The sequence below is a fragment of the Mesorhizobium sp. CCNWLY176 genome (assembly GCF_037153935.1).
Classification (GTDB): domain Bacteria; phylum Pseudomonadota; class Alphaproteobacteria; order Rhizobiales; family Rhizobiaceae; genus Mesorhizobium_M; species Mesorhizobium_M zhangyense.
The window spans coordinates 413,241-437,543 of record NZ_JBBBDZ010000002.1 but is presented as its reverse complement, the minus strand read 5'-3'; the positions used below and the strand labels follow the sequence as shown (position 1 = coordinate 437,543).

The 24,303-nt window shown below is 60.4% G+C and carries 18 protein-coding genes and 1 tRNA gene; 8 read left to right on the top strand and 11 right to left on the bottom strand.

Features of this window, described 5'->3' with window-relative positions; all coding sequences use genetic code 11:
- Genes WBQ96_RS05000 through bglA form a run of 3 tightly spaced genes read left to right on the top strand, consistent with a single transcriptional unit; the run spans window position 1 to window position 5,294 of the window.
- Window positions 1-1,626, top strand: a complete 1,626-nt coding sequence (locus tag WBQ96_RS05000) for an alpha-D-glucose phosphate-specific phosphoglucomutase (RefSeq protein WP_336547929.1) — start codon at window positions 1-3, stop codon at window positions 1,624-1,626.
- A 14-nt stretch (window positions 1,627-1,640) separates the two neighbouring features.
- Entirely contained in the window at window positions 1,641-3,641 is a 2,001-nt protein-coding gene (gene glgX, locus WBQ96_RS04995; RefSeq protein ID WP_336547927.1) for a glycogen debranching protein GlgX, read from the top strand.
- A 21-nt stretch (window positions 3,642-3,662) separates the two neighbouring features.
- Window positions 3,663-5,294, top strand: a complete 1,632-nt coding sequence (gene bglA / locus WBQ96_RS04990) for a beta-galactosidase BglA (protein ID WP_165115233.1) — start codon at window positions 3,663-3,665, stop codon at window positions 5,292-5,294.
- A gap of 3 nt (window positions 5,295-5,297) precedes the next feature.
- Here the strand turns inward: bglA and WBQ96_RS04985 are convergent, their stop codons facing one another.
- Window positions 5,298-7,079, bottom strand: coding sequence for a TadG family pilus assembly protein (locus WBQ96_RS04985; RefSeq protein ID WP_341286323.1), 1,782 nt, complete (start codon window positions 7,077-7,079; stop codon window positions 5,298-5,300).
- Window positions 7,079-7,549 (bottom strand): TadE/TadG family type IV pilus assembly protein, encoded by a 471-nt coding sequence (locus tag WBQ96_RS04980; protein WP_165115237.1) that lies wholly within the window; start codon window positions 7,547-7,549, stop codon window positions 7,079-7,081. Before WBQ96_RS04980 ends, WBQ96_RS04985 begins: the two co-directional genes overlap by 1 nt.
- Window positions 7,550-7,896: 347 nt before the next feature.
- Here WBQ96_RS04980 and WBQ96_RS04975 point away from each other — a divergent pair, with 347 nt between their 5' ends.
- The 4 genes from WBQ96_RS04975 (at window position 7,897) to WBQ96_RS04960 (ending at window position 13,230) form a co-directional block, all read left to right on the top strand.
- Entirely contained in the window at window positions 7,897-9,489 is a 1,593-nt protein-coding gene (locus WBQ96_RS04975) for a peptide ABC transporter substrate-binding protein (RefSeq protein ID WP_165115239.1), read from the top strand.
- 76 nt (window positions 9,490-9,565) lie between these two features.
- On the top strand, window positions 9,566-10,489 hold the full coding sequence (locus WBQ96_RS04970) for an ABC transporter permease subunit (RefSeq protein WP_091913839.1): 924 nt from the start codon (window positions 9,566-9,568) through the stop codon (window positions 10,487-10,489).
- Window positions 10,482-11,606, top strand: coding sequence for an ABC transporter permease (locus tag WBQ96_RS04965; protein ID WP_336547920.1), 1,125 nt, complete (start codon window positions 10,482-10,484; stop codon window positions 11,604-11,606). The genes WBQ96_RS04970 and WBQ96_RS04965 overlap by 8 nt, the downstream gene beginning before the upstream one ends.
- A 4-nt stretch (window positions 11,607-11,610) precedes the next feature.
- The gene (locus tag WBQ96_RS04960; protein WP_336547918.1) at window positions 11,611-13,230 is read left to right on the top strand and encodes an ABC transporter ATP-binding protein; all 1,620 of its coding nucleotides are present in this window, start codon (window positions 11,611-11,613) and stop codon (window positions 13,228-13,230) included.
- Between the two features lie 43 nt (window positions 13,231-13,273).
- On the opposite strand, the gene WBQ96_RS04955 is transcribed toward WBQ96_RS04960, so the two are convergent.
- The 4 genes from WBQ96_RS04955 to WBQ96_RS04940 all read right to left on the bottom strand — a co-directional run bounded on the left by WBQ96_RS04955 (window position 13,274) and on the right by WBQ96_RS04940 (window position 15,314).
- Window positions 13,274-13,528 carry a hypothetical protein gene (locus WBQ96_RS04955; RefSeq protein WP_336547916.1) on the bottom strand — a complete coding sequence of 85 codons (255 nt, stop codon included), beginning with the start codon at window positions 13,526-13,528 and terminating at the stop codon, window positions 13,274-13,276.
- Between the two features lie 414 nt (window positions 13,529-13,942).
- A tRNA-Pro gene (locus WBQ96_RS04950) sits at window positions 13,943-14,019 on the bottom strand.
- 650 nt (window positions 14,020-14,669) lie between these two features.
- A complete protein-coding gene (locus WBQ96_RS04945; protein ID WP_336547914.1) occupies window positions 14,670-14,852 on the bottom strand; it encodes a hypothetical protein in 183 nt (60 codons plus the stop codon).
- Window positions 14,853-14,978: 126 nt separating this feature from the next.
- The gene (locus WBQ96_RS04940) at window positions 14,979-15,314 is read right to left on the bottom strand and encodes a glycine zipper 2TM domain-containing protein (protein WP_165115251.1); all 336 of its coding nucleotides are present in this window, start codon (window positions 15,312-15,314) and stop codon (window positions 14,979-14,981) included.
- A 255-nt stretch (window positions 15,315-15,569) separates the two neighbouring features.
- Between WBQ96_RS04940 and WBQ96_RS04935 the strand changes: the two genes are divergently transcribed.
- Window positions 15,570-17,804, top strand: a complete 2,235-nt coding sequence (locus WBQ96_RS04935) for a mannose-1-phosphate guanylyltransferase/mannose-6-phosphate isomerase (protein WP_336547911.1) — start codon at window positions 15,570-15,572, stop codon at window positions 17,802-17,804.
- 57 nt (window positions 17,805-17,861) lie between these two features.
- Here WBQ96_RS04935 and betB read toward each other — a convergent pair whose 3' ends face one another.
- From betB to betI, 5 genes are read right to left on the bottom strand one after another with little or no spacing between them, the layout of a single operon-like run.
- Window positions 17,862-19,325: a betaine-aldehyde dehydrogenase gene (betB, locus tag WBQ96_RS04930; protein ID WP_336547909.1), complete on the bottom strand. Its 1,464-nt coding sequence runs from the start codon at window positions 19,323-19,325 to the stop codon at window positions 17,862-17,864.
- 59 nt (window positions 19,326-19,384) lie between these two features.
- Complete coding sequence (gene betA / locus WBQ96_RS04925; RefSeq protein ID WP_336547907.1) at window positions 19,385-21,037, bottom strand: choline dehydrogenase; 1,653 nt, start codon at window positions 21,035-21,037, stop codon at window positions 19,385-19,387.
- On the bottom strand, window positions 21,030-22,031 hold the full coding sequence (locus tag WBQ96_RS04920) for a threonine/serine dehydratase (RefSeq protein ID WP_336547906.1): 1,002 nt from the start codon (window positions 22,029-22,031) through the stop codon (window positions 21,030-21,032). Before WBQ96_RS04920 ends, betA begins: the two co-directional genes overlap by 8 nt.
- Window positions 22,031-23,557 carry a choline-sulfatase gene (betC, locus tag WBQ96_RS04915; protein ID WP_336547905.1) on the bottom strand — a complete coding sequence of 509 codons (1,527 nt, stop codon included), beginning with the start codon at window positions 23,555-23,557 and terminating at the stop codon, window positions 22,031-22,033. The genes WBQ96_RS04920 and betC overlap by 1 nt, the downstream gene beginning before the upstream one ends.
- Complete coding sequence (gene betI, locus WBQ96_RS04910) at window positions 23,554-24,147, bottom strand: choline-binding transcriptional repressor BetI (RefSeq protein WP_336547904.1); 594 nt, start codon at window positions 24,145-24,147, stop codon at window positions 23,554-23,556. Before betI ends, betC begins: the two co-directional genes overlap by 4 nt.
- Window positions 24,148-24,303: the final 156 nt, after the last annotated feature.

Genomic DNA, 24,303 nt, shown 5'->3' with positions numbered 1-24,303 from the left:
ATGACAACTGTCGCGACAAAACCATTCGCCGACCAGAAGCCGGGAACCTCCGGCCTGCGCAAGAAGGTGCCGGTGTTCCAGCAGCCGCATTATGCCGAGAATTTCATCCAGTCGGTGTTCGATTCGCTGGAAGGGTTTAAGGGCAAGACGCTGGTGATCGGCGGCGACGGCCGCTACTTCAACCGCGAGGTTATCCAGACCGCAATCGCCATGGCCGCCGCCAACGGCTTCGGCAAGGTCCTGGTCGGGCAGGGCGGCATCCTGTCGACGCCGGCGGCATCTCACGTCATTCGCAAATACAAGGCGTTCGGTGGCTTGATCCTGTCGGCCAGCCACAATCCCGGCGGCCCGCACGAAGATTTCGGCATCAAATACAATACCGGCAATGGCGGCCCGGCGCCGGAAAAGATCACCGACGCGATCTTTGAGAAGTCGAAGACGATCTCGCGCTTCCTGATCGCCGATATCGGCAAGGTGGATATCGACACGATCGGCAAGTCTGATGCGGCCGGCATGACGGTCGAGGTCATCGATCCCGTCGCCGACTATGCCGAACTGATGGAAACCCTGTTCGATTTCGACGCGCTCCGCAAACTGTTCAAGTCCGGCTTCCGCATGCGCTTCGACGCCATGCATGCCGTGACCGGCCCCTACGCCAAGGAAATACTGGAAAAGCGCCTGGGCGCGCCCGACCACACTGCGCGGAACTACCATCCCCTGCCGGATTTCGGCGGGCATCATCCGGACCCCAATCTCGTTCACGCTAAGCATCTCTATGACGAGATGATGGGACCTGACGCGCCCGATTTCGGCGCGGCTTCCGATGGAGACGGTGACCGCAACCTGATCATCGGCAAGGGCATCTTCATCACGCCTTCCGATTCGCTCGCCATGCTGGCCGCCAATGCGCATCTGGCGCCCGGCTACAAGGCTGGCCTCAAAGGCATCGCGCGTTCCATGCCGACCAGCGGTGCGGCGGACCGCGTCGCCGAAAAGCTCGGCGTCGGCATGTATGAGACGCCGACCGGCTGGAAGTTCTTCGGCAATTTGCTCGATGCCGGCATGGCGACGATCTGCGGCGAGGAAAGTGCCGGCACCGGCTCCGATCACGTCCGCGAAAAGGACGGGCTTTGGGCGGTCCTGCTGTGGCTGAACATTCTGGCGGTGCGTGGCGAGAGCGCCAAGGAGATCGCCACAAAACATTGGGCGACCTATGGCCGGAACTATTATTCGCGCCACGATTACGAAGAGGTCGAATCCGACAAGGCCAACGCGCTGGTGGACGAGCTGCGCGCCAAGCTGCCGAGCCTGCCAGGAACGACGGTGCGCGGCCTGAAGATCGAGAAGGCCGACGATTTTGCCTATCACGATCCGGTCGACGGCTCGGTCAGCAAGAACCAGGGCATCCGCATCCTGTTCGAAGGCGGCTCGCGCGCGGTAATTCGCCTGTCCGGCACCGGCACGTCCGGTGCGACGCTTAGGCTCTATGTCGAGCGCTATGAGCCTGACCCGAAGCGACATGATCTCGACACGCAGGAAGCGCTTGCCGATCTTATCGGTGCTGCGGATGATATTGCCGGTATTCGCGCGCATACAGGGCGCAAGGGGCCGAGCGTCATCACCTGATGGGATCAGCGGATTTGAACCGTCCGGCGCCGCGCTTCGACGCTGCTATAAGCACGGAAGGTATTCGCTTTTCCGTGTGGTCGGGTGCTGCCCGGCGCGTCTGGGTGTCGATCTTCGATGAGGATGGCGCGCGGGAACTGCAGCGCATCGAGCTTGAACCACAGGGCGACGGTGTGCATTCGGCCTTTGTGCCCGGCCTAAAATCCGGCACGCGCTACGGCTTTCGCGCCGACGGCGATTATGCACCGGAACGCGGGCTGTGGTTCGATCCCGACAAACTGCTGATGGACCCTTATGCGGTTGCCATCGACCGGCCCTACGTCTTCGACCAACGGCTTTCGGCTCGCCGAGGCGAGGGCGAGGACACTGCGCCGCTGATGCCGAAGGCCGTGGCAACGGCTCTTTCCGAGCCGGTTCTGCCGCCTCCGCCGCTCTTCAAGCCGGGCGGCCTGATCTATGAGGTGCCGGTGCGCGCCTTCACCATGCTGCACCCGGAAATCCCCAAGGAGCAGCGCGGCACGATTGCGGCGCTCGCGCATCCGGCTGTCATAAAGCATCTGCAAAAGCTCGGCGTCGGCGCGGTGGAATTGATGCCAATCACCGCGTGGATCGACGAGCGCCACCTGCCGCCGCTCAGGCTCAGCAATGCGTGGGGCTACAATCCCGTGACCTTCATGACGCTAGACCCGCGCCTTGCTCCGGGGGGCATTGCCGACCTGCGCGAGACGGTGGCCGCGTTGCGCGAGGCCGGTATCGGCGTCATCCTCGATCTCGTCTTCAACCACACCGGCGAGAGCGACGAACTCGGCCCGACGCTGTCGCTGCGCGGGCTGGATAATCAGGCTTACTATCGGCATGGGCCGGACGGGCGGCTCGTCAACGATACCGGCACCGGCAACACGCTGGCCTGCGACCGTCCAGTCGTGCAGGAAATGGTTCTGGACACACTCCGCCATTTCGTCCGCCATGCCGGCGTCGACGGTTTTCGTTTCGACCTCGCGCCCATCCTAGGACGCTCTGAAAATGGCTTCGACCCAAATGCGCCTTTGCTCAAGGCTATGAGCGAAGACGCCGAGCTGGCTGATCGCGTGATGATCGCCGAGCCGTGGGACATCGGGCCAGGCGGCTATCAACTCGGAAATTTCAAGCCGCCCTTTCTTGAGTGGAACGACAAATACCGCGACGACGTCCGCCGCTTCTGGCGCGGCGATCGCGGCATGATCGGTGGGATGGCGACGCGGCTGGCGGGATCTTCCGATGTTTTTGCAGGGAAAAGAACCCGCAGCGTCAATTTCATCGCCGCCCATGACGGCATGACACTGGCCGATCTGACGGCCTATGAGCGCAAGCACAACGAGGCCAATGGCGAACAGAACCGCGACGGCCACAACGAGAATTTGTCGTGGAACAATGGGGTCGAGGGTGCGAGTGATGATCCGAAGGTAATCGAGCAGCGTCGGCACGATTTGCGCGCTCTGCTCGCCACGCTTTTCGCCTCACGCGGCACGATCATGCTGACGGCTGGTGATGAATTCGGCCGCACCCAGCGTGGCAACAACAACGCCTATGCGCAGGATAATGAGATTACCTGGCTCGACTGGGCAGGACGTGACATTGAGCTTGAAGACTATGCTGCGACGCTCGCCACGCTGCGCAGATCGAACTCGTTTTCGCACGAAGTCAGTTTCTTGACGGGAAATCCGCTGTCGGAATCAACCTTTCCCGATGTCCAATGGCTTTCGGAAAACGGGCAGGAACTGGATGCGCAAAGCTGGAACGACCCGGAGCGTCAGCGGCTCACCATGGTGCTCGGTCAGGGCGAAGGCATTTCACGCCGCATCTCGATACTGATCAATGGCGATCGCCGCGCGACTGTATTTTCGCTGCCTGCGCGCGACGGTTTCCAATGGCGCCCGCTGCCTCCATCGAATGATATTCGTGTTGTGGAAAATGGCCTGCTTGTCAGCGGGCGCTCGCTGGTGTTTGTCGATGAAATAAAGGTCGATGTTTCTTAGATTTTTTCAGAGGAGTTACGGATGACAGGCACGGTCAATACCGATTGGTGGCGCGGTTGCGTTGTCTATCAGGTCTATCCGCGCTCCTTTCAGGACACGACCGGCGACGGCAGCGGCGATCTAAAAGGCATCACGCAGCGCATCCCCTACATCGCCTCGCTCGGCGTCGACGCGATCTGGCTGTCGCCGTTCTTCAAGTCGCCGATGGCCGATATGGGCTACGACGTCTCCGACTATTGCGCCGTCGATCCCATGTTTGGCACCATCGCGGATTTCGACGCGCTGATCGACGAGGCGCACAGTCATGGCCTGAAGATCATCATCGATCAGGTGCTGTCGCATTCGTCAGACAGGCATCCATGGTTTGTCGAAAGCCGTGCCAGCCGCGACAATCCGAAGGCCGACTGGTATGTCTGGGCCGACGCCAAGCCGGATGGAACCGCGCCCAACAACTGGCTGTCGATCTTCGGCGGGCCGGCCTGGGAGTGGGATTCGACGCGCCGGCAATATTACCTGCACAACTTCCTCGCCTCGCAGCCCGACCTCAATTTCCACAATCCCGATGTGCAGGCGGCCCTTCTGGAAACGGTTCGCTTCTGGCTGAAGCGCGGCGTTGACGGCTTCCGGCTGGATACGGTGAACTTCTATGTCCATGACAAGCTGTTGCGCGACAATCCGCCGATGCCGCCGGGAGCAGCGAACGATATCCCCGACACCAATCCGTATGGCTATCAGGACCATCTCCATGACAAGACGCAGCCGGAGAACCTGGAATTCCTGAAGCGCTTTCGCGCGTTGCTGGACGAATATGGTGGCCGCGCCGCGGTCGGCGAGGTGGGGGACGGCACGCGCTCGCTGCAGACGGTGGCGGCCTATACCGGCGGCGGCGACAAATTGCAGATGTGCTACACCTTCGACCTGCTCAGCCCTGAATTCTCCGCCGAGCATGTGAAGAAGAGCGTGCTTGCCTTCGAAAATGCCGTGAAGGACGGCTGGGTCTGCTGGGCCTTTTCGAACCACGATGTCCCCCGCCACATCTCGCGCTGGACCAAGCCCGGCGGCGATACGGATGCCGTGGCGAAGTTCGCAATCGCGCTTCTTTCCTGCCTGCGCGGCTCGATCTGCCTCTATCAGGGCGAGGAGCTTGGGCTTGAGGAAGCGGAGATCGCCTTCGAGGATCTGCGCGATCCCTATGGCATTCGTTTCTGGCCGGGCTTCAAAGGCAGGGATGGCTGCCGCACGCCGATGGTGTGGGAGACCGGCGCAACGAATGCGGGCTTTTCCCGGGGAAAACCCTGGCTGCCTGTGCCGGAAAGCCATCGCAAACGGGCAGTCGATGTTCAGGAGCAAGAAGATGGTTCTGTGCTGGCGCACTACCGCGCCGTTCTGGCCTTTCGGCGCGAACATCCGACGCTTGCCGGCGGCAGCATCGAATTCCTCGACGCTGAAGGCGATGTGCTGGCTTTCCTGCGCGAGGCGGGCAATGAAAAGCTGGTGTGTGTGTTCAATTTTGCGGACAAACCGGCGGTGTGGGCACTGCCGGCGGGAATCGGAGCGGTGACGCCGCTGGAGCTTCCCGGTTGGCAAGCAAGCCTTGACGCAGGCGGCGTTTCGCTGCCGGCGCTGGGTGCTTTCGTCGGGCGGTTGGATTAGGCTTTACTGGACCAAAACCGAATTCCCGCAGGTAGCGCCCGTTACGCGAATATCCGCCTGGCCGACATGAACGCCTAGCGCGGTCAGGAGCGTATAGAGTGCATTGTCCACCGGCGCCGTTATGGTGCCAAGCAGGTTGAGGATCGGTTGTTTGACGACGCCTAAAAGAACCGTGACGTCGATCGGCAGGCCAAGGGCGGTGATCTTGAGTTTAAGGTCGTTGATAAGCGACTGCGTCAGGGTCTGGGTAAAGTTCTCTGCTGAAGCTTGTTTGATCGTCTTATTCTTGATGTCGGTATAGTCGAAAGTCAGCGTTTTCGTATTCAGGTTGCCTATATCCACTCCCGCCGAACCCGTGACGGCAATCAGCGGAAGGGTCAAGACGAGTAGCTTTACCTCTACGTCCGCGATTTTGGCGTCGCGAAAACTTGTCGGCTTGGTGAAGTTGCCAAAACCTGCGTCGTCGGTCTCCGCTATTTTCAGCGTAGCTATCCCGGGACGAGCGGCTATCGTGACTTTTATGCTTTCCGGCCTTCCGGTCGGGCAAGTGATTCCGGTCACCTTGGCTTCCCCATAAGCCACTTCAACATGCAGGGGCAGTTGAACCGATGCCAGCCTGATGCCGCCGCCCAGGATGCCTTTTATCCCGACATTGACCCCGGCGATAAGCCTCAAGCGCGTTTGGGCAGTGCGCACGATGCTGCCGGTCTCACCGATCTTGAACCAGGGCGACGATTGGGGAGGTTCGCCGATTGCCAGCTTCAACTCTGTTGAGAGCAAGTCCAGGAGATTGGAGGTAAGATTAACACCGGCTTGGTTGCTTCCATTTGCCAACGCCGCGCTGGCTGTCAGAATTTCCATAATGCTGGCTGCCGCAGTCAATCCAGCTGGACGGCTACCCAGAGAAAGGTTTCCCACGGGGCCAAGATCAAAGAGGTGGGAAAGCGGGATTTTCGTCTGGTTGGTGCTGCCGCTGGCAATCGTCTGAAGGGCAAGTTTCGCTTGTGCGCCTATGCCGTCGATGGAGGCCATTGCAGACACGATCTGGCCGACTGTCGCGCTGGCATTGAGCACGTTTGTATATGTGCCTGCCGTGATCTGCAGTTTCGTCGCAAGCGCATCGAAGAAGCTGAGGACGCTCACATCGGCACTTATGAGTGCGTTATAGTCCATTACTTTCAACGACAGGTTGCTGCCGGTCAACCCGCTCAGCAACGAGTTCAAAATCCCTTCGTCGACGCTTGCCAGCCGAGAGCCGATGGAAAAAGCAGCCTGAGGCGTGACGCTGGCGGTGGCTTGTGTTGCGATGGTCGGCGCGCCGATGAGTGCACCACCGAAATAGCGTTTGCCGCTTTTCTTGAAGGTGACTTTGACCGAGTTATAGGGCTGAACGCCTGCGGCAAAGCGCGTGCCGACGGCCGCCGATGCATCGGCGACATAACGGCCTGGGGTTACAGTGACCGTGGGTTTGATGCCGTTTGCGCCCACGGGCGGCTGCGTTCCCGCGCTCCCGACGACCACGCCCGCAACGCCATTGTCGCGGAAGGTGGTGGTGACGGCGGTTTCCGCCTTGGAGAGATTGGCGGCCGCCGTTATCGCGGCAATGTCGACCAGAGATTGTGCCTCGCGCTTTTCCGCGTATAGGGAAGCTTCATCGACGGCGACTGCTGCAAGAATCAAAGCCACCGGCATGGTCAGCGCAGTCATTACGGCGATGTTTCCGGAAATACTTGAACAAAATCGCGTCTCAAGAAATTTTTTTCGTACCTGCGCGTAGTATTGCATCAGATGCCCCCGACACGGATTGTCGATTGACGGGAAATGGTCATGCCAGGCAGTGGAAGACCTTTGAACAACTTCCAGATAGGCAGGGTGCTTGCGTCATACTGCACCGCTACGATGAACTGACTGCCGTCGGCCGCACTATCGCGCGTGTTGACGGTCACCTTCTTGGGATCGACGAAGGGATAGCCGGCTGCGTTGAGGCGAATGAAATTCGTGGCGAGCGTGCTGCGTTCTGTGGCGCTCAGCCCGGCGATCGCAGTACGAGCTGCGTCGGCGGCAAGTTGCTGGACGGAATGGCTGGCGCCGAAGTAGATGGCATAGGCGGCCATGCCGAGAAAAAGCATGATGAAGACAGGGGCAAGCAGGGCGAATTCGACCGCCGAAGTCCCTTTCCGGTCTCGCAACAGACTCCATTTGATGAGAGCCGGAACCGGTAAAGTATCTTTGTCGTCGTCCACATCGATCACCATCAAAAGCTGCAGGAGACCGTACTATTGCAACTTCCGTAATGTAACCTGTGGTTGTTTAAGGAACGGTTAAGTCCTGTGACTTTTTCTGGGAGAACAATTCTTCACCGGCAAACGTTTTATTGCACTTACAGTGTCTGTGATCAGGCTCGGCAGGCTTCCTGCGACCTTCCTCAAGGTGACCCTCAGAGCCTGTTGAAATAAAATTACTCCGTCGCTAGTGTCAGCTCCCAGAACGGCGGCCGAAGAGACCGCTGGCTCGCTCAACGAGGCGGGAACGAGTTCTGCCTTGGGGCTTAACTGGCAATTTGTCGACGCTGAGGGGCGACGACATTCTGGGAGTGATGAAGATGCTGAAGAAATTTCTGAAGGCGACGGTATTTGCCGTAAGCCTGTCGATGGCGGGCGGCATGATGATAGCCCCCTCCTTGGCCGAGGTTGTTTATAACCGCGGCAGTGCCGCCGAGCCGGAATCGCTGGATCCGCACAAGACCTCGACCGTTTATGAAGCCCACGTCCTGCGCGACATGTTCCTGGGCCTGGTGACGGAAGATGCAAAGTCGGAGGTCATTCCGGGTGCCGCCGAGAGCTGGACCGTGTCGGATGATGGCACTGTCTACACATTCAAGCTGCGCAGCGGCGCAACCTGGTCGGATGGCAGCCCGGTGACGGCCGAGGATTTCGTCTATGCCTTCCAGCGCCTGCAGGATCCGAAAACCGCAGCCGAATACGCTTCGATGATGCAGAAGGTGAAAAACGCCAAGGAAGTGAATGCCGGCACGAAGAAGCCGGAGGAACTCGGCGTGAAGGCCATAGACGCCAACACGCTCGAGATCACCCTGGTCGCGCCGACCCCATACTTCCTTGAAGTGTTGACCCACCAGTCGACATACCCCGTCAGCAAGGCGGCGATCGAGAAGTTTGGCGCCGACTGGGTCAAGCCGGGCAATCTCGTCTCCAATGGCGCCTATACGCTGGCCGAGTGGGTTCCCAACGATCATATCAAGCTGGTCAAGAACCCGAAGTTCTATGACGCAGCCAACGTCAAGATCGACGTCGTCAACTACATCCCGACCGAGGACCGGTCATCGGCTATGAAGCGCTACGAGGCTGGCGAACTCGACAGCTATGACGATCTGCCGACCGAACAGCTCACCGACCTTAAGGCGAAGTTTGGCGATCAGGTCCGAGTCGCGCCGTATCTCGGCACCTACTACTATGCGATCAAGACCAGCAAGGCGCCGTGGGACAATGTCGAGCTGCGCAACGCCGTCTCCATGGCCATCGACCGAGACTTCCTCGCCGAGAAGGTGTGGAGCAATTCCATGGCTCCGGCCTATTCGATGGTGCCTTCAGGCATCGAAGGTTACACGACCTCGCCAGCCGCTTTCGCTGAAGAATCGCAGATCGATCGCGAGGACGCGGCCAAGAAGATTCTTGAGAAGCTTGGCTACGGCCCGGACAAGCCGCTGAAGATGGAGATCCGCTACAACACTTCGGAGAACCACAAGAACACGGCGGTCGCCATCCAGGAGCAGCTCAAGCCGCTCGGCATCGAGGTGACGTTGCTCAACACCGACACCAAGACCCACTACGGGCATTTGGAGCAGAAGGGTGACTTCGACGTGGCGCGCGCCGGCTGGATCGCCGATTACAACGATCCCGAGACCTTCCTCGAAATCTCGCGCAAGGCCGACGGCCACAACTATTCGGATTTCGACAATCCGAAATTCGAACAGCTGATGGATGCCGCGACCGCCGCGGGTGGCAAGCCCGAGGAGCGCTTCAAGCTGCTAGGTGAAGCGGAAAAGGTCCTGATCGACGAGGTCGGCAACATTCCGCTGCTCTACTACAACTACCACAACATCGTGTCGCCGAAGCTCGCCGGCTTCGAGGACAACGTGATGGATCGGCATCCGTCGCGCTTTATCAGCAAGGAATAATCCCGCCACAGCCGGCCCGCCGCTTCCCGCCTTGGGAAGCGGCGGCTTCAGCTTTTCAGTGACAGCGGGGAACACCATGCTGCTCTATGTCTTCAGGCGGCTTCTAACCGCCATACCGACGCTATTCGTCATCGTCACCCTGGCGTTCTTCCTGATACGCGTCGCGCCCGGCGGCCCGTTCAACCAGGAGCGGGGCCTGAGCCCGGAGGTCAAGGCCAATCTTGAAGCCCAGTTCGGTCTGGGCGATCCGCTCTGGCTGCAATATTGGCACTATCTCCAGAACCTGCTGCACGGCAATTTCGGTCCAAGCTACAACCTGCCTGACTTCACCGTCGGTGAACTCTTCGCCAAAGGCCTGCCCATTTCCATCCAGCTCGGTGCTTCCGCGCTGACCCTGGCTCTGCTGATAGGCAGCACGCTCGGCATCATAGCGGCGCTGAACCAGAACAAGGCGGGCGACTATGCCGTCATTGCAACGGCAACTGCCGGCAGCACCATTCCGACATTCGTTATCGCGCCGATCATCCAGCTTCTGTTCGGGCTGACCTGGAAGCTGCTGCCGATCGGCGGCTGGGGCGACGGCGCCTTGATCAACAAGATCGGTCCAGTCTTGACGCTTGCGCTGCCGCAGATCGCCATCGTTGCGCGCCTGATGCGCGGCTCGATGATCGAGTCCCTGCGCTCGCATCATATTCGAACGGCGCGCGCACTGGGCCTTTCCGATTGGTCGATTGTGGTCAAGCATGCGCTGCGTGGCGCGCTGCTTCCCATCGTATCCTACGCCGGGCCGGCGGCCGCCGCCTTGCTGACCGGCTCGATCATCGTCGAGACGATTTTCGCCATTCCCGGCGTTGGGCGCTATTTTGTCGATGCAGCGCTCAATCGCGACTATACTCTGGTGATGGGCACGGTCGTGGTGATCGCCATCTTCACCATCCTGTTCAACCTGATCGTCGACATTCTCTACGCCGTCGTCGATCCGAGGGTGCGCTATGACTGAGATAGCTGCCGTCGCACCTGCGCCGATCGTCGGCCGCTCCTTCTGGGGCGATGCCTGGGCGCGCCTGAAATCGAACAAAGCGTCTATGATCAGCCTTTACTACCTGATCTTCATGGCGATCATCTGCGTGTTCGGACCGTTTTTCGTGCCGCATCAGTACACCACGATCTATCCTGACTATGTGCGCACGCCGCCGAGCTTTTCGGCTTATCCCAAGCCGGAGATGATCGAGACGGCGCTGCGCGATACGGTCAAACGCATGCGCGTGGACGTGGAAGAGTGGCATCAGGAGGGCGAACAGGTCTACGTGACCGTGACTTCATCGAAGGAAGTCGATGAACGCAACACCCGCTACATCGACCGCTCGGACACATTCGACAATGCCAAAGTCGAGAGCAAGTCGCCTGACGGATTGAAGATGGTGCTGAGCGCAACGGTGAAGCAGCAATATTTCCTGTTCGGCACGGACAATACCGGCCGAGACCTGCTGTCGCGCACCTTGATGGGGGGACGCGTTTCATTGGCCATCGGCCTGCTGGCCGGCGTGGTGGCGGTGGCCATCGGCGTGGTCTATGGCGCGACCGCCGGCTTTGCCGGCGGTAAGATCGACGAGGTCATGATGCGCATCGTCGATGTGCTCTACTCGTTGCCCTTCATCTTCTTCGTCATCATGCTGGTGGTGTTCTTCGGCCGCAATTTCGTGCTGATGTTCCTGGCGGTGGGGGCGGTGCTGTGGCTGGACATGGCGCGCATCGTGCGCGGCCAGGCGCTATCGATCCGACGGCAGGAATATGTGCAGGCGGCCGAGGCGCTGGGGGTGACGAGGCGTGGCATTCTGCAACGCCACATCGTTCCCAATCTGCTTGGCGTCGTCGTCATCTACATGACGCTGCTCGTGCCGCAGGTCATCATCCTGGAGAGCTTCCTGTCCTTTCTAGGGCTTGGCGTCCAGGAGCCGATGACGAGCTGGGGCGTTCTCATTTCGGCGGGTGCCAAGAACATCGGTACGGCCAACTGGCTGCTGCTGTTTCCCGCCTTCTTCCTTGTTTCCACGCTGTTCGCCCTGAATTTCGTCGGCGACGGCCTGCGCGACGCGCTCGATCCGAAGGACCGGTGAGCCGATGACCACTTCCCAACCCATACTTGCCGTCAAGGACCTGCACGTGCGCTTTCGCACGCTGGACGGTCAGGTCGATGCCGTGAAAGGCATTAATCTTCACGTCAATGCCGGCGAAACGGTTGCCATCGTCGGTGAATCCGGTTCCGGCAAGAGCCAGACCATGATGGCGGCGATGAGCCTGCTCGCTTCCAATGGCGAGGCGACAGGCGCGGTCGACTATCGTGGGCGCAATCTGCTTGCCCTGGACAAGTCAGCCCTGAACGATGTGCGCGGCCGCAAGATCACGATGATCTTCCAGGAGCCGATGACCTCGCTCGATCCGCTTTACACCATCGGCAACCAACTGATGGAACCGATCCGGCGTCATCGCAAGCTGGGCAAGACCGAAGCGCGCAAGGAGGCGCTACGGCTGCTCGAACTGGTGAAAATACCTGATCCGGAACGCCGCCTGAAATCCTACCCCTACGAAATGTCGGGCGGACAGCGCCAGCGCGTGATGATCGCCATGGCGCTCGCCAATGATCCGGACATACTGATTGCCGATGAGCCGACGACGGCGCTCGACGTGACGGTGCAGGCGCAGATCCTGACGCTTCTGGCCGAACTGCAGCGTAAATTCGGCATGGCCATTGTTTTCATCACCCACGACCTCGGCATCGTGCGGCGCTTTGCCGATCGCGTTTATGTCATGCGATACGGCGAGATCGTGGAGGAGGGCGTAACGGATGCGCTATTTTCCGCGCCTGCGCATCCCTACACCAAGATGCTGCTGGCGGCGGAGCCGACCGGCAGGAAGGCAGCGCCACCAACCGGCGCGCCTGTGCTGCTCGAAGGGCGCAATGTCGAGGTGAGCTTCAAGATCGGTGGCGGATTTCTGGCCGGTCCGCCATTGTTTCTGAAAGCCGTCGATCGCATTTCTCTTGCTTTGAAACGCGGCCAGACGATTGGCATCGTCGGCGAATCCGGCTCCGGTAAATCGACGCTCGGGCGGGCACTGCTGCGCCTCCTGCCGAGCGAGGGCTCGATTCGCTTCGGTGCGCGTGAAATATCCGGCGTGAGTCGCGAGGCGATGCGCCCGTTGCGGCGCGAGTTGCAACTGGTGTTTCAGGATCCATTCGGCTCGCTGTCGCCGCGCATGACGATCGGGCAGGTGATAACCGAGGGGTTGCTTGTCCACGAACCGTCGCTGTCATCCAAACAGCGCGATGCGCGCGCGGTGGAGGCGTTGCTGGAAGTCGGTCTAGATCCGAATATGCGCAATCGCTATGCGCATGAGTTTTCAGGCGGCCAGCGGCAACGCATTGCCATTGCCCGCGCCATGATTCTCAAACCGAAGGTGGTCGTTCTTGATGAGCCGACATCGGCGCTGGACCGCTCGGTGCAGAAGCAGATCGTCGATCTCTTGCGCAAGCTTCAGGCCGATCACGACCTGTCCTATCTCTTCATCAGCCACGATCTTGCCGTCGTGCGCGCCATGGCCGACTACATCATCGTCATGAAGCAGGGGCAGATCGTCGAGGAAGGGCTGACCGACGACATTTTCGACAACCCGCGCGAGACCTATACGCAAACGCTGATGGCCGCGGCGATCGATGTGAAGAAGTTCCGTATCGCGAGTTGATGGCTTCGGAAGCTCACCGCACCCATTATCCAACGGCGTCAGATTATCTCGGTGGCTTTCTGACGTTGACGCCGACGTCGACAATGACGCTGCCCGAGATTTTGACGTCGAAATTGCCGACCTTGAACGTGCCCGGCGTTGCCTGGTCGCTATTGGGTTCGGGCTTGAGATCCTGAACGATCGGTTCCGGCTGGGTGACGCCCGGAAGTGGATGTGCGTCTTCCGCCGCAGCAGCGAACGGCATGGCAGCGAAAACCGCAATCAAGATTGCGCGGTACTGATGGGCGTTCGTGATCATGCCGTATCATAACCGCGAGCGGTGTTTGAAGTCAGCAGCAGCGGTGATCACGTTTTCGAAAGGGCAGAAAAAAAGCCCGCCGCGGGAGGAGGTGCGGCGGGCTCTATTTAAAATGCAGCGCGGGAGGAGGTGCACCGCATTGATGCTGGCTTTCGGGGAGGAGGTCGATCACCAGCAACCCAAACATATGATCTGCCCAATGATTCGACAATTGAAATTCGTGCATAGGAGATGTGCAAAATGTCGCAATCGCTCGGAGTGTGACATGAAAAACGCACTTCATTCGCGCTGCATGGAATGCAGCGCGCAAGCAAAAGGAAGACGGGCTTAAAAAAGGGAGTGCGTTTCAGGACGCACACGGCTCGATGCGTCGGCTTCAGCGCCAGTTCAGTATCGGGAATGTCGGGAAGTAACTGGTCGGAGTGGCAGGATTCGAACCTGCGACCCCCTGCTCCCGAAGCAGGTGCGCTACCAGGCTGCGCTACACTCCGTCCCCAGTTCAGACGTTGGTTTCCTTAGAGATTTCGGTTTTGCGGCGCAAGGGGCAAAACAGTTCCGGCAAAAGAAAATGGAACAGAAGGCATACAGTGGGACAGAGTGACGCAAAAAGTCCCACCGAAAGTCCCACGGGCAATCATGCCTTGTTCCACGCGCCTTTGCGCTTCCACTTCGGGGTGGATGCGGGATAGCTCGAAGCGGCTATCCATCGCATTCTAGCCCTTTGCGCCCGCGTGTTCCTTCTGGATCGCGCGGGCGTTTTTTGCGTTTGGGTCAAGCATCTGGATTCGCTCTTAGGCCAAGCCTGGTCTCTAACCGCGCTGAGCGACCAGAAAAACAGCTACAATCAAGAGCACGAAGAGCCCGGCTGCGGCTGCAGCTATCCCTAAAAGTGCGAACCATGACTGCACATTGCGAAGGCTTGGCCGCCGGCCATCAGCCCTCTTTGTTCCGAGAAACGCCAAAGTTCCAAGGGCAACCGGCGTGCCTCCTCCAACTATCATCGCCACTGCCCCTTCAGGAGCAGTGGTTCGCCATATGATCCCGAACAAGTAAATGCCGGCAATCGTCCCAACGATGAGGGAACCGAGAATAAGGAGAATGCGCATTGCGTGCCCTTCGACGACGCAGAATCTGTAAGCGATTATCGCGGCTTTTGCTTTGCCAATATGTTCATGAGCAGCAGATTAGCGTCGACTTGGCCGTTTGTGCTCCTGCCGCCCGCCGGCCATGCATAGAGCTTCGATCGCTCGATAACCTTATCCGGACGCCAGCCAGCGCCGATTCCTTCCTCGACCAGATACTGCAGCGCATCTTCGAGGGCCATCTGGCAATCGAGATAGAAAAAAGTCGACAAACGATCAGCGAGGCAAAGGCGGCGCAAAAGCCTCGTGGGCAGATTGTTTCCGGGTAGAAAGCCCGGCGAGACGATCGCTCGCCGGGCGGGATGGCGTTAGTAGTTGCCGTTGTAGTAGCGGTCGTCGCAAGGTGCCGTGTAGACGCTGCCGTCACCGGCGCGGTAGCGGCACATTTCCTGGCCGCGACGCTGCGGCGAGGATGAGGATGGCGTGGTCAAAGTACCGACGGCCGCACCAAGCAGCGCACCGCCAGCCGCGCCCGCGACCGTGCTGCGCGTGTTGCCGCCGATAGCCTGGCCGACCAGCGCGCCGCCAGCACCGCCGATCAGTGCGCCGGTTCCCGCGCGCTGCTGCTGTTCGCTTGAGGCGCAGCCCGCAAGCGTCATCGCGGCAAGCGCTGCTGCAACCACAGTAATTTTACGAAGTTCCATAATTCACCTCTCCGTCGAAAGCCCCGCCTTTTGCCCTGACTGTTCAATGCGGCAGAAGCAAGATCGTTGCAATTGTTCGGCCTCACAGATTGCGTCGGTTGAAAACCGCATTTGGCACTGGCCGAGGCCGCAGCAAGCCTTTGCCATGACCGAAAACTGAGCAGTTGCATAAGGGAGTGGGTCTGTGACAATCAAGGCGACGCCTCGCGATCCTGACGCGAGGCGAGGGATGATGAATCGATTCGCGAGACAAGCATGACAGAACGGATCGTCAGTTTCGTGATGAGTGGCGGTGTCGGTTCGCGCCTATGGCCGCTGTCGCGCGAGGATAATCCAAAGCAGTTCCACGATCTGTCAGGCGATGGCTCCATGCTGGTCAAGACCTTGCGCCGCCTGAGGGCGCGGCTTGAAGGAGAAGCGCCTGTCTTCCTGATCGCGTCTGAACGCCATGCCGCGCGCGTGCATGCAGACGCCGCTTCCATCGGGCTCGCTGGTGGAACGGCGATTTTCGAACCGACCGGGCGCAACACCGCGGCAGCTGTTGCGATCGCATCGTTGCAAACGCTTGCCGCTTTCGGCGATGGTATCGTGCTGGTCGTACCGTCCGATCATGAAATTTCCACAGAGAAACAGTTCTGGGACACCATTGAGCGGGGTGTTCCCGCCGCCAAGGACGGACGATTGGTCGTCTTCGGCGTTCGGCCCACCCAGCCAGAAATCGGCTATGGTTACATCGAGGTTGCAGCTAGAGGGCACGGCGTTGCCGATGTCTCGCGCTTTGTCGAAAAGCCCGATCTGGAGACAGCCAAGACCTATCTGTCTGCCGGAAATTTCTTCTGGAACACCGGCATCTTCCTGTTTCGCGCCAGCGCCATGCGCGATGCGTTCAGGAAGTTCCAGCCTCAGATATGGGAGGCCGCCGAGGAGGCATTCCTTGCAGCCACGAACGACCTTTCCGGCCTTTATCTGCCGCTCGAACTCTACGAGAAGGTTCCATCGATCTCGATCGACTATGCAATCATGGAACATGCGACGGATATCGCCATGGTGCCGGCAAGCTTCCGCTGGAACGATCTTGGCTCCTGGCAATCGCTGCTGGATGTCAGCCCTTCGGACATGGACGGAAATGTCATCGTCGGCGATGTCGTCGCCATAGATTGCCAGAACTCCTATATCCGCAGCGAGGGCCGCTTGCTGTCGGCGATCGGTCTGAAGGACGTTGCCATAGTGGCGACTGCGGACGCGACATTCGTGGCGCCGGTCAGCCGCAGCCAGAACGTCAAGAAGATCGTCGAGCAGCTGGAAAAGAGCGGCAGGCTCGAGACTAAATTCACGCCGTCGGCCGACCGCGTCGTGGTGAGCGGCGCATGGCGGCGGCGCGTGCAGCACTGGCTGTTTCAGGAAACATTGCCGTTATGGTCGACGGTTGGCGTCGATGAGCTGCATGGCGGCTTTCACGAGGCGCTGGCCTTCAACGCCACGCCGCTGATGAAGCCGAAGCGCATGCGCACCATGGCCCGCCAGGTCTATGCCTTCGCTGTTGCCAAGGCGCGCGGGTGGGACGGGCCGGCGGATGCGCTGATCACTCACGGCCTGGATTTCATGACGGGCAGGGGGCGCACCGACCGTGGTGGCTGGGTGCGCACGATGAATGTCGACGGCAGCGTCGCCGATGCGACCGAAGATGCCTATGACCATTCCTGTGTGCTCCTGGCGCTGGCCCATGCACATATGTGCGGCAATCCGGATGCACTTCGGCTTGGTGAAGAAACCTTCGCCTTCATAGACGAGCACTTGGAAGACCACAGGCTGACCGGCTTTCTGGAGACGGCGGAAGGCGAGGGCATGCGGCGCTCCAACCCGCATATGCATCTTCTGGAAGCGTTCCTTGCCTGGCACACGGCGACGGGCGATCGCAGCCATCTCAGGCGTGCGGCACGGATCATCGATCTTTTCCGTGGCCACTTCTTCGACGCCGATAGCTGGACGCTGGGCGAATATTTCGATGACGAATGGCGGCCAGTAGCGGGCGAGCAAGGCACATGGACGGAACCCGGCCATCATTTCGAATGGGCCTCGCTGCTGGTGGATTATGCCGTCAAAAGCGGGCGCAACGATCTTACAGCTTACGCCAGAAAGCTTTATGCCTCCGCGATTGCCAATGGCCTCAATCGCTCGACGGGGCTCGCCTATGGCGCTGTGTCGCGGCAGGGTTTGCCGCTCGATCAGGTGTCGCGAAGCTGGCCGCAGGCGGAAGCGATCAAGGCGGCAATCGCGCTCGACGGCGGCGGCGGACCTGACCTCAAGCCCGAAGTAGAGGCGCGGGTAGGCCGGCTCTTCCGCTGGCATATCGATCCGGCACCCCTCGGCCTGTGGATCGACCGCATCGACGAACGCGGCCGCTCATTGGCGACCGATGTGCCGGCGAGCATCTTCTACCATCTCATCTGCGCGCTGATGCAGTATCTGGACAGCACGGCAGAGGATTAACGAAAACAATGGCTTGCGGATTGAATATGATTCAACCCGCGAGCCGGTTTCAATCCCTCAATAAGGGCTGTCGACATTGCCGGTCTCGACATAGACCGACTTGATCTGCGAGTAGTGGCCGAGTGCCGCAAGCGCGTTTTCGCGGCCAATGCCGGATTGCTTGACGCCGCCGAAGGGCATTTCCACAGGTGTGAGATTATAGGCGTTGATCCAGCAGGTGCCGGCCTGCAACTCGCCGATGACGCGGTGCCCGCGTTGCAGGTCGCGGGTGAAGACGCCTGCCGCGAGACCGAATTCGGTGGCGTTGGCGCGCTCGATCGCTTCCTCTTCACTGTCGAATGAAAGCACGCTCATCACTGGGCCGAAGATCTCTTCGCGGGCAATGCGCATGTCATCCGTCACGCCGGTGAAGACGGTCGGTTCGACGAAGCAGCCGCCTTCGAAGCCTTGCAGTGAAGGCACATTGCCGCCGCATGCGAGCGTAGCGCCGTCCTGCTTGCCGATCTCGATATAGCCCAGAACCTTCTCGTGCTGCGCCTTGTTGACGAGCGGCCCCATCTGCGTTTCCGGGTCGAGCGGGTCGCCGATGCGGATTTTCTTGGTGCGCTCGACAAGCCGTTCCACGAAGCGACCGTGCAGACCCTTCTGGACGAAGACGCGGGTGCCGTTGGAGCAGATCTGGCCGGTTGAATAGAAATTGCCGAGCATTGCGCCGCCGATGGCATTTTCGATATCGGCATCATCGAAGACGATCAGGGGCGACTTGCCGCCAAGCTCCATCGTCGCGTGCTTCATCTTGGAGCCTGCCAAGGACAGCACCTTGCGGCCTGTCGGCACGGAACCGGTGACCGAAACCTTGGCTACGACATCGTGCTCGACAAGGGTAGCGCCGACATCGCCGTAACCCTGCACGACGTTGAACAGCCCGTCCGGCAGGCCGGCTTCGGTGTAGATTTCGGCGAGCGCCAGCGCGGAGAGCGGCGTGTTCTCCGACGGCTTGAACACCATGGCATTGCCCATGGCGAGTGCCGGGGCCGACTTCCAGCCGGCGATCTGGATCGGATAGTTCCAGGCGCCGATGCCGACGCAGACGCCAAGCGCCTCGCGCCGCGTATAGGCGAACGGGCCGCCGAGATCGATGAAATCGCCATTATAGGCGGCTATAGCTCCGGCGAAATATTCGAGGCAATCGGCAGCGGAAGGGGCGTCGGCAACCAGCGTTTCCTGGAGTGCCTTGCCCGTGTCCAGCGTTTCGAGCTTGGCCAGATCTGCGTTGCGGGCGCGCAACAAGTCGGCAGCGCGGCGCAGGATGCGGCCACGTTCGACGGGCTTCAGGCGTGCCCAGGCGGGTTGGGCGGCACGGGCAGCCTCGACGGCCAGTTCGACGATGTTGGGCGTTGCCGAATGCAACGTTGCGATCGTCTCGCCCGTTGCCGGATAGATGACAGGAAGCGGCGCACCGCGCTCGTCGTCTACGAAACGGCCATTGATGTAGTGCGAGGCTTTCGGCTGTGCGCGCATTTCGGTCTCCGGATTTTTGGTAAGCATGGCCGTTGAAGGCGCTTCATGCAATCTATGGCTCAGCGGTCGGAAACCTGCCAGCGCGGGTTGATCCATGGCTCCTGATTGGATGGAGCAAGCGGGGTGCGACCGAGAATATGATCGGCGGCCTTTTCGCCGGTCATGATCGAGGGGCCGTTGAGGTTGCCATTGGTAACGCGCGGGAAGATCGAGGAGTCCGCGACCCGCAGGCCCTCGACGCCGATGACGCGGCATTCGGGATCGACCACGCTGCGGGGGTCGTCGGCGCGACCGATGCGGCAGGTGCCGCAGGGGTGGTAGGCGCTTTCTGCATGTTCGCGGATGAAGTCGTCGAGCTGCTCGTCGGTCTGGACGTGGCTGCCCGGCGAAATTTCCTTGCCACGATAGGGATCGAAAGCGGCTTGGCCGAAGATTTCCCTCGTAAGGCGAATGCAGTGGCGGAAGTCTTCCCAATCGTCGGGGTGGGACATGTAGTTGAAACGAATTTCCGGCGTGGCCCATGGGTCGCTGGAGCGCAGCGTGATCGCGCCGCGCGACTTCGAGCGCATTGGCCCGACATGCGCCTGGAAGCCATGCGATTTCGCTGCCGACTTGCCGTCATAGCTAATGGCACCGGGCAGGAAATGATACTGAATGTCGGGATAGTCGACGCCTGCTTTCGAGCGCACGAAGGCTGCCGCCTCGAAGTGGTTGGTGGCGCCGAGGCCGGTTTTGAAGAACAGCCACTCCGCGCCGATGATCGCTTTCGAGAACGGATTGAGCACCGAGTAGAGCGTGATTGGCTGGGTCGATTCCTGCTGGATATAAAGCTCCATATGGTCCTGCAGGTTTTGGCCGACACCGGGCCGATCAGCCACCACCTCGATGCCGTGCTGCCTGAGATGCGCGGCCGGCCCGATGCCGGACAGCATCAGCAGCTTGGGCGAATTGATCGAGGATGCCGCAATTATCACCTCGCGTCTTGCCTTAACGACCTGAATCTTTTTGCGAGCTTCGATCTCGACGCCGACGGCACGTTGATTCTCTATGACGATCTTCCGCGCGAAGCCGTTGATCAGTCTGACGTTTTTGCGCTTGAGGGCAGGGCGCAGATAGGCATTCGCTGCAGACCAGCGCCGACCACCGAAGATGGTCTGCTCCATGGCTCCAAAACCTTCCTGCTTCGAGCCATTATAGTCGTCGGTGAGCTCGAAACCGGCCTGATGCCCGGCCTCGACGAAGGCCGAATAGAGCGGGTTCTTGCGTGGGCCGCGCTGGATATTGAGAGGCCCGTTGGTGCCGCGCCAGCCATCCTCGCCGCCATGCGAAGTTTCCATGCGTTTGAAGTAGGGCAGGACATCGGCATAGCTCCAGCCGTTCGCACCTTCCTCGGCCCAATGGTCGAAATCATGCGCGTGGCCACGCACATAGACCATGCCGTTGATGGACGACGAGCCGCCCATGACCTTGCCGCGCGGCGTAGCCAGCACTCGCCCGTTGAGATGCGGTTCCGGTTCGCTGGAAAAGCCCCAGTCGTAGCGGCTCATATTCATCGGGATGGACAGCGCCGAGGGCATCTGGATGAAGGGGCCGAAATCGGTGCCGCCATATTCGATGACGATGACCGAATGCTTGCCATCCTCCGACAGGCGGTAGGCCATGGCCGAGCCGGCCGAACCCGAGCCGACGATGACGAAATCTGCTTCAAGCATCTGCGGTGTGCTTCATGAAATCGTTGAAGGAAACATTGCCGCCGGTGGCGACAACGAGAACGGTCTTGCCGGCGACATCGATCTTGCCGTCGAGCAAGGCGGCGAGCGAGGCCGCGCCCGAAGGTTCGAGCACCAGTTTCAGCCGCTCGAAGGCGGTCTTCATGGCGCGGCGTACGGAAGCGTCGTTGACGGTAACGCCGCGCATGCCGGCCTGGCTCATCGCCGCGAATGGGGCCTCGCCCGGCTTGCGCGCCATCAACCCGTCGCAGATGGATTTTCCGCCGAGCGGCATGGTTTCGATTGCACCATGGTCTATCGACGTGCCCATGCCGTTAAAACCTTCGGGCTCGACGCCGTAGATGGCGGTGTTCGGCGACAGGTAGTGGAAGGCAAGCGCCACGCCGCCGATGAGGCCGCCGCCGCCGATGGAGCAGAACAGCAGGTCGGCGCTGGCGTCCTTGACTGCCAACTGCTCCAGCGCTTCAAGACCCGTACCTGCCTGACCGGCGACGATTTCCGGATCGTCGAAGGGGTGCAGCAAAGCGAGATTTTCTTCCCCGGCGATCTGCCGGGCGCGTTCGGCGGCGACCTCCTCACGAGCGCGGTCGCCATGGTCGGTCAGCACTACTTTTGCGCCATAGCCGGCGGTGGCGTCACGCTTGGCGGCCGGCGCATCGATCGGCATGACGATGGTGACCGGAATGCCGAGCGCCTGGCCGGCGGCGGCCAGCCCTTGCGCGAAATTACCGGAGGAATAGGCGACAACACCACGCCTGGCTTCTTCCGGCGAAAGCTGCTTCAGGCGCCAATAGGCTCCGCGCACCTTGAAGGAGCCGGCCCATTGCAGCGATTCCGGCTTGACGAAGACGCGTGCAGCACCCGTCTGTTCAGCGAGAAAGCGCGATTCCAGAAGCGGCGTGATCTGCGTCGCCTGCGAGGTGACGGCATATGCCTTTTTCAGATGGTCTAGCGTCGGAACAAATACCTTCGTCATCACTCGCCTCTCGGGAAACGCTTCTGGTCTTCCAGATTGTCCAGGTTCATGTGGTTGCGCATGTAGCGCTCGGACGCCTTCTGCAGCGGCTGGAATTCCCACGGGTAATAGGAACCGTTGCGCAGCGCCGGATAGACGACCCAGCGCCGAGCCTGGCTCTGGCGCACGGCGGCGTCGAATGCGGCCATATCCCAACGCGCCCGGACTTTTTCCATGAAAGCCGCGACAAGCCCGGCATGGGCAGGATCGGCGGCGAGGTTGGTCAGTTCCAGCGAATCCGATTCAAGATCAAACAGTTGCGGCGGGTCGATCTCGCAATGGATGAATTTGTAGCGGCCCTCGCGGATCGCAACCATCGGCGCGTAGGAGCCTTCGGCGGCGTATTCCATCAGCACCGGCGCGTTGCGTGTTTCGCCGTTGATCAACGGCAGCAGCGACTCGCCGTCGGTCCATGGCATGATTGCGCTCATGTCGATGCCGACCAGGTCGCAAAGCGTTGGGCAGATGTCGAGGTTGGAGACGGGCGTATCCAGCAGGCTGGGGGTGATGCCCTTGCCGGCGATCATCAGCGGCACGCGGGCCGCGCCCTCGAAGAAGCACATCTTGAACCACAGGCCGCGCTCGCCGAGCATGTCGCCATGGTCGGAGCAGAATAGGATGATCGTGTCGTCCAGCATGCGCGTGCGCTCGAGCACGGAGACGAGTTCGCCGACCTTATCGTCGAGATATGAAATATTGGCGAAATAGCCCTGCCGCGAACGGCGGATTTGTTCAGGCGTTATGTCGAAGCTGTCGTAGTCGCTGGCGAGATAGAGCCGCTGCGAGTGGGCGTCCTGCTCGTCCTTCGGGATGAAACCGACTTCTGGCTCCAGTGCTGGGCAATTCTCGTAAAGGTCCCAATATCTGCGCCGCGCGACATAGGGGTCATGCGGATGTGTGAAGGAGATGGTGAGGCACCAGGGGCGGCGGTTGGCGTCATCCGAGGTGCGGGCATGGTCGTAGAGCTTCTGCGTCGCGTGAAAGGCGACCTCGTCGTCATATTCCATCTGGTTGGTGATTTCGGCGACGCCCGCCCCGCTGACGGAACCGAGATTGTGATACCACCAGTCGATGCGCTCGCCCGGTTTGCGGTAGTCGGGAGTCCAGCCGAAATCGGCGGGGTAGATGTCGGTCGTCAGGCGCTCCTCGAAGCCGTGCATTTGGTCCGGCCCGACAAAATGCATCTTGCCGGACAGACAGGTGTGATAGCCGGCGGCGCGCAGATGGTGGGCGTAGGTGGGGATCGAAGATACGAATTCGGCGGCATTGTCGTAGACTTCGGTGCGCGATGGCAACTGGCCGCTCATGAAGGAAGCGCGGCCCGGCGCGCAGAGCGGCGAGGCGGTGTAGTTGTTGCGGAAGCGGGCGGAGCGCGCAGCCAGCGCCTTCAGGTGCGGCGCGTGGAGAAAGTCGGCCGGGCCATCCGGAAACAGCGTTCCGTTCAACTGGTCGACCATGATGATGAGGATGTTGGGCCGGCCGGTCATGAAGGCTTCTTGTGCTGGAGAAGTTTCGTTTCGAGATAATCTTCGACGAGGGCGACAGCGCTCGCCGCATTGGGCGTGCCGTCCTTGAGTGCCCGGCGAATGTAGAGGCCGTCGATAAGCGCTGCGATGGCTTCTGCGACGTGCCCCGCTTCATTTCGCGCCATCAGCCCGCATAGGCCGCTCATCAAATTGGAATGCAGCCGCCGTGCATAGATGCGCAGCAGGCGGCGCAGCGCCGGTGCCTTCTGTGCCTCGACATAAAAGGCGAGCCACGCCGCGATGATTTCCGGCTGGAACTGCTTGTCGGAAAAGTTGACTGCGATGATCGCCAGAACACGTTCTCTTGAACCCCGGGCATCCCGCAATGCGGCGCGCGCGTCGGCGTTCAGCTCGGACAGGATGTGCCGCATCGTCGCCTGAAGAAGCTCGTCCTTGGCGCCGAAATAATGATGCGCCAGCGCCGACGAGACGCCGGCGCGGCCTGCGATTTCGGACATGGTGACATCCAGCGAACCGCGCTCGCCGATCGCCGAGATCGTCGCGTCGATCAGCGCCTTGCGGCGCAGTGGTTCCATTCCGAGTTTGGGCACTTGAGACACTCCTGGCGGGACATTATTTTTTATTGACTGATCAATCAATATAAAATCCGCCGCGACGATCGACCACGCGACAATGCTTTACCGCAGTGCAAAATAAGTTCATACTTGAACAGAAATCTGCCCGTTGGATTCAAACCGCAAATGTCG

Coding starts and splice junctions, on each gene's coding strand:
- WBQ96_RS05000 (WP_336547929.1), top strand. CDS start 1: ATGACAACTGTCGCGACAAAACCATTCGCCGACCAGAAGCCGGGAACC.
- bglA (WP_165115233.1), top strand. CDS start 3,663: ATGACAGGCACGGTCAATACCGATTGGTGGCGCGGTTGCGTTGTCTAT.
- WBQ96_RS04985 (WP_341286323.1), bottom strand. CDS start 7,079: ATGCAATACTACGCGCAGGTACGAAAAAAATTTCTTGAGACGCGATTT.
- WBQ96_RS04980 (WP_165115237.1), bottom strand. CDS start 7,549: ATGGTGATCGATGTGGACGACGACAAAGATACTTTACCGGTTCCGGCT.
- WBQ96_RS04975 (WP_165115239.1), top strand. CDS start 7,897: ATGCTGAAGAAATTTCTGAAGGCGACGGTATTTGCCGTAAGCCTGTCG.
- WBQ96_RS04970 (WP_091913839.1), top strand. CDS start 9,566: ATGCTGCTCTATGTCTTCAGGCGGCTTCTAACCGCCATACCGACGCTA.
- WBQ96_RS04965 (WP_336547920.1), top strand. CDS start 10,482: ATGACTGAGATAGCTGCCGTCGCACCTGCGCCGATCGTCGGCCGCTCC.
- WBQ96_RS04960 (WP_336547918.1), top strand. CDS start 11,611: ATGACCACTTCCCAACCCATACTTGCCGTCAAGGACCTGCACGTGCGC.
- WBQ96_RS04955 (WP_336547916.1), bottom strand. CDS start 13,528: ATGATCACGAACGCCCATCAGTACCGCGCAATCTTGATTGCGGTTTTC.
- WBQ96_RS04945 (WP_336547914.1), bottom strand. CDS start 14,852: ATGGCCCTCGAAGATGCGCTGCAGTATCTGGTCGAGGAAGGAATCGGC.
- WBQ96_RS04940 (WP_165115251.1), bottom strand. CDS start 15,314: ATGGAACTTCGTAAAATTACTGTGGTTGCAGCAGCGCTTGCCGCGATG.
- WBQ96_RS04935 (WP_336547911.1), top strand. CDS start 15,570: ATGACAGAACGGATCGTCAGTTTCGTGATGAGTGGCGGTGTCGGTTCG.
- betB (WP_336547909.1), bottom strand. CDS start 19,325: ATGCGCGCACAGCCGAAAGCCTCGCACTACATCAATGGCCGTTTCGTA.
- betA (WP_336547907.1), bottom strand. CDS start 21,037: ATGCTTGAAGCAGATTTCGTCATCGTCGGCTCGGGTTCGGCCGGCTCG.
- WBQ96_RS04920 (WP_336547906.1), bottom strand. CDS start 22,031: ATGACGAAGGTATTTGTTCCGACGCTAGACCATCTGAAAAAGGCATAT.
- betC (WP_336547905.1), bottom strand. CDS start 23,557: ATGACCGGCCGGCCCAACATCCTCATCATCATGGTCGACCAGTTGAAC.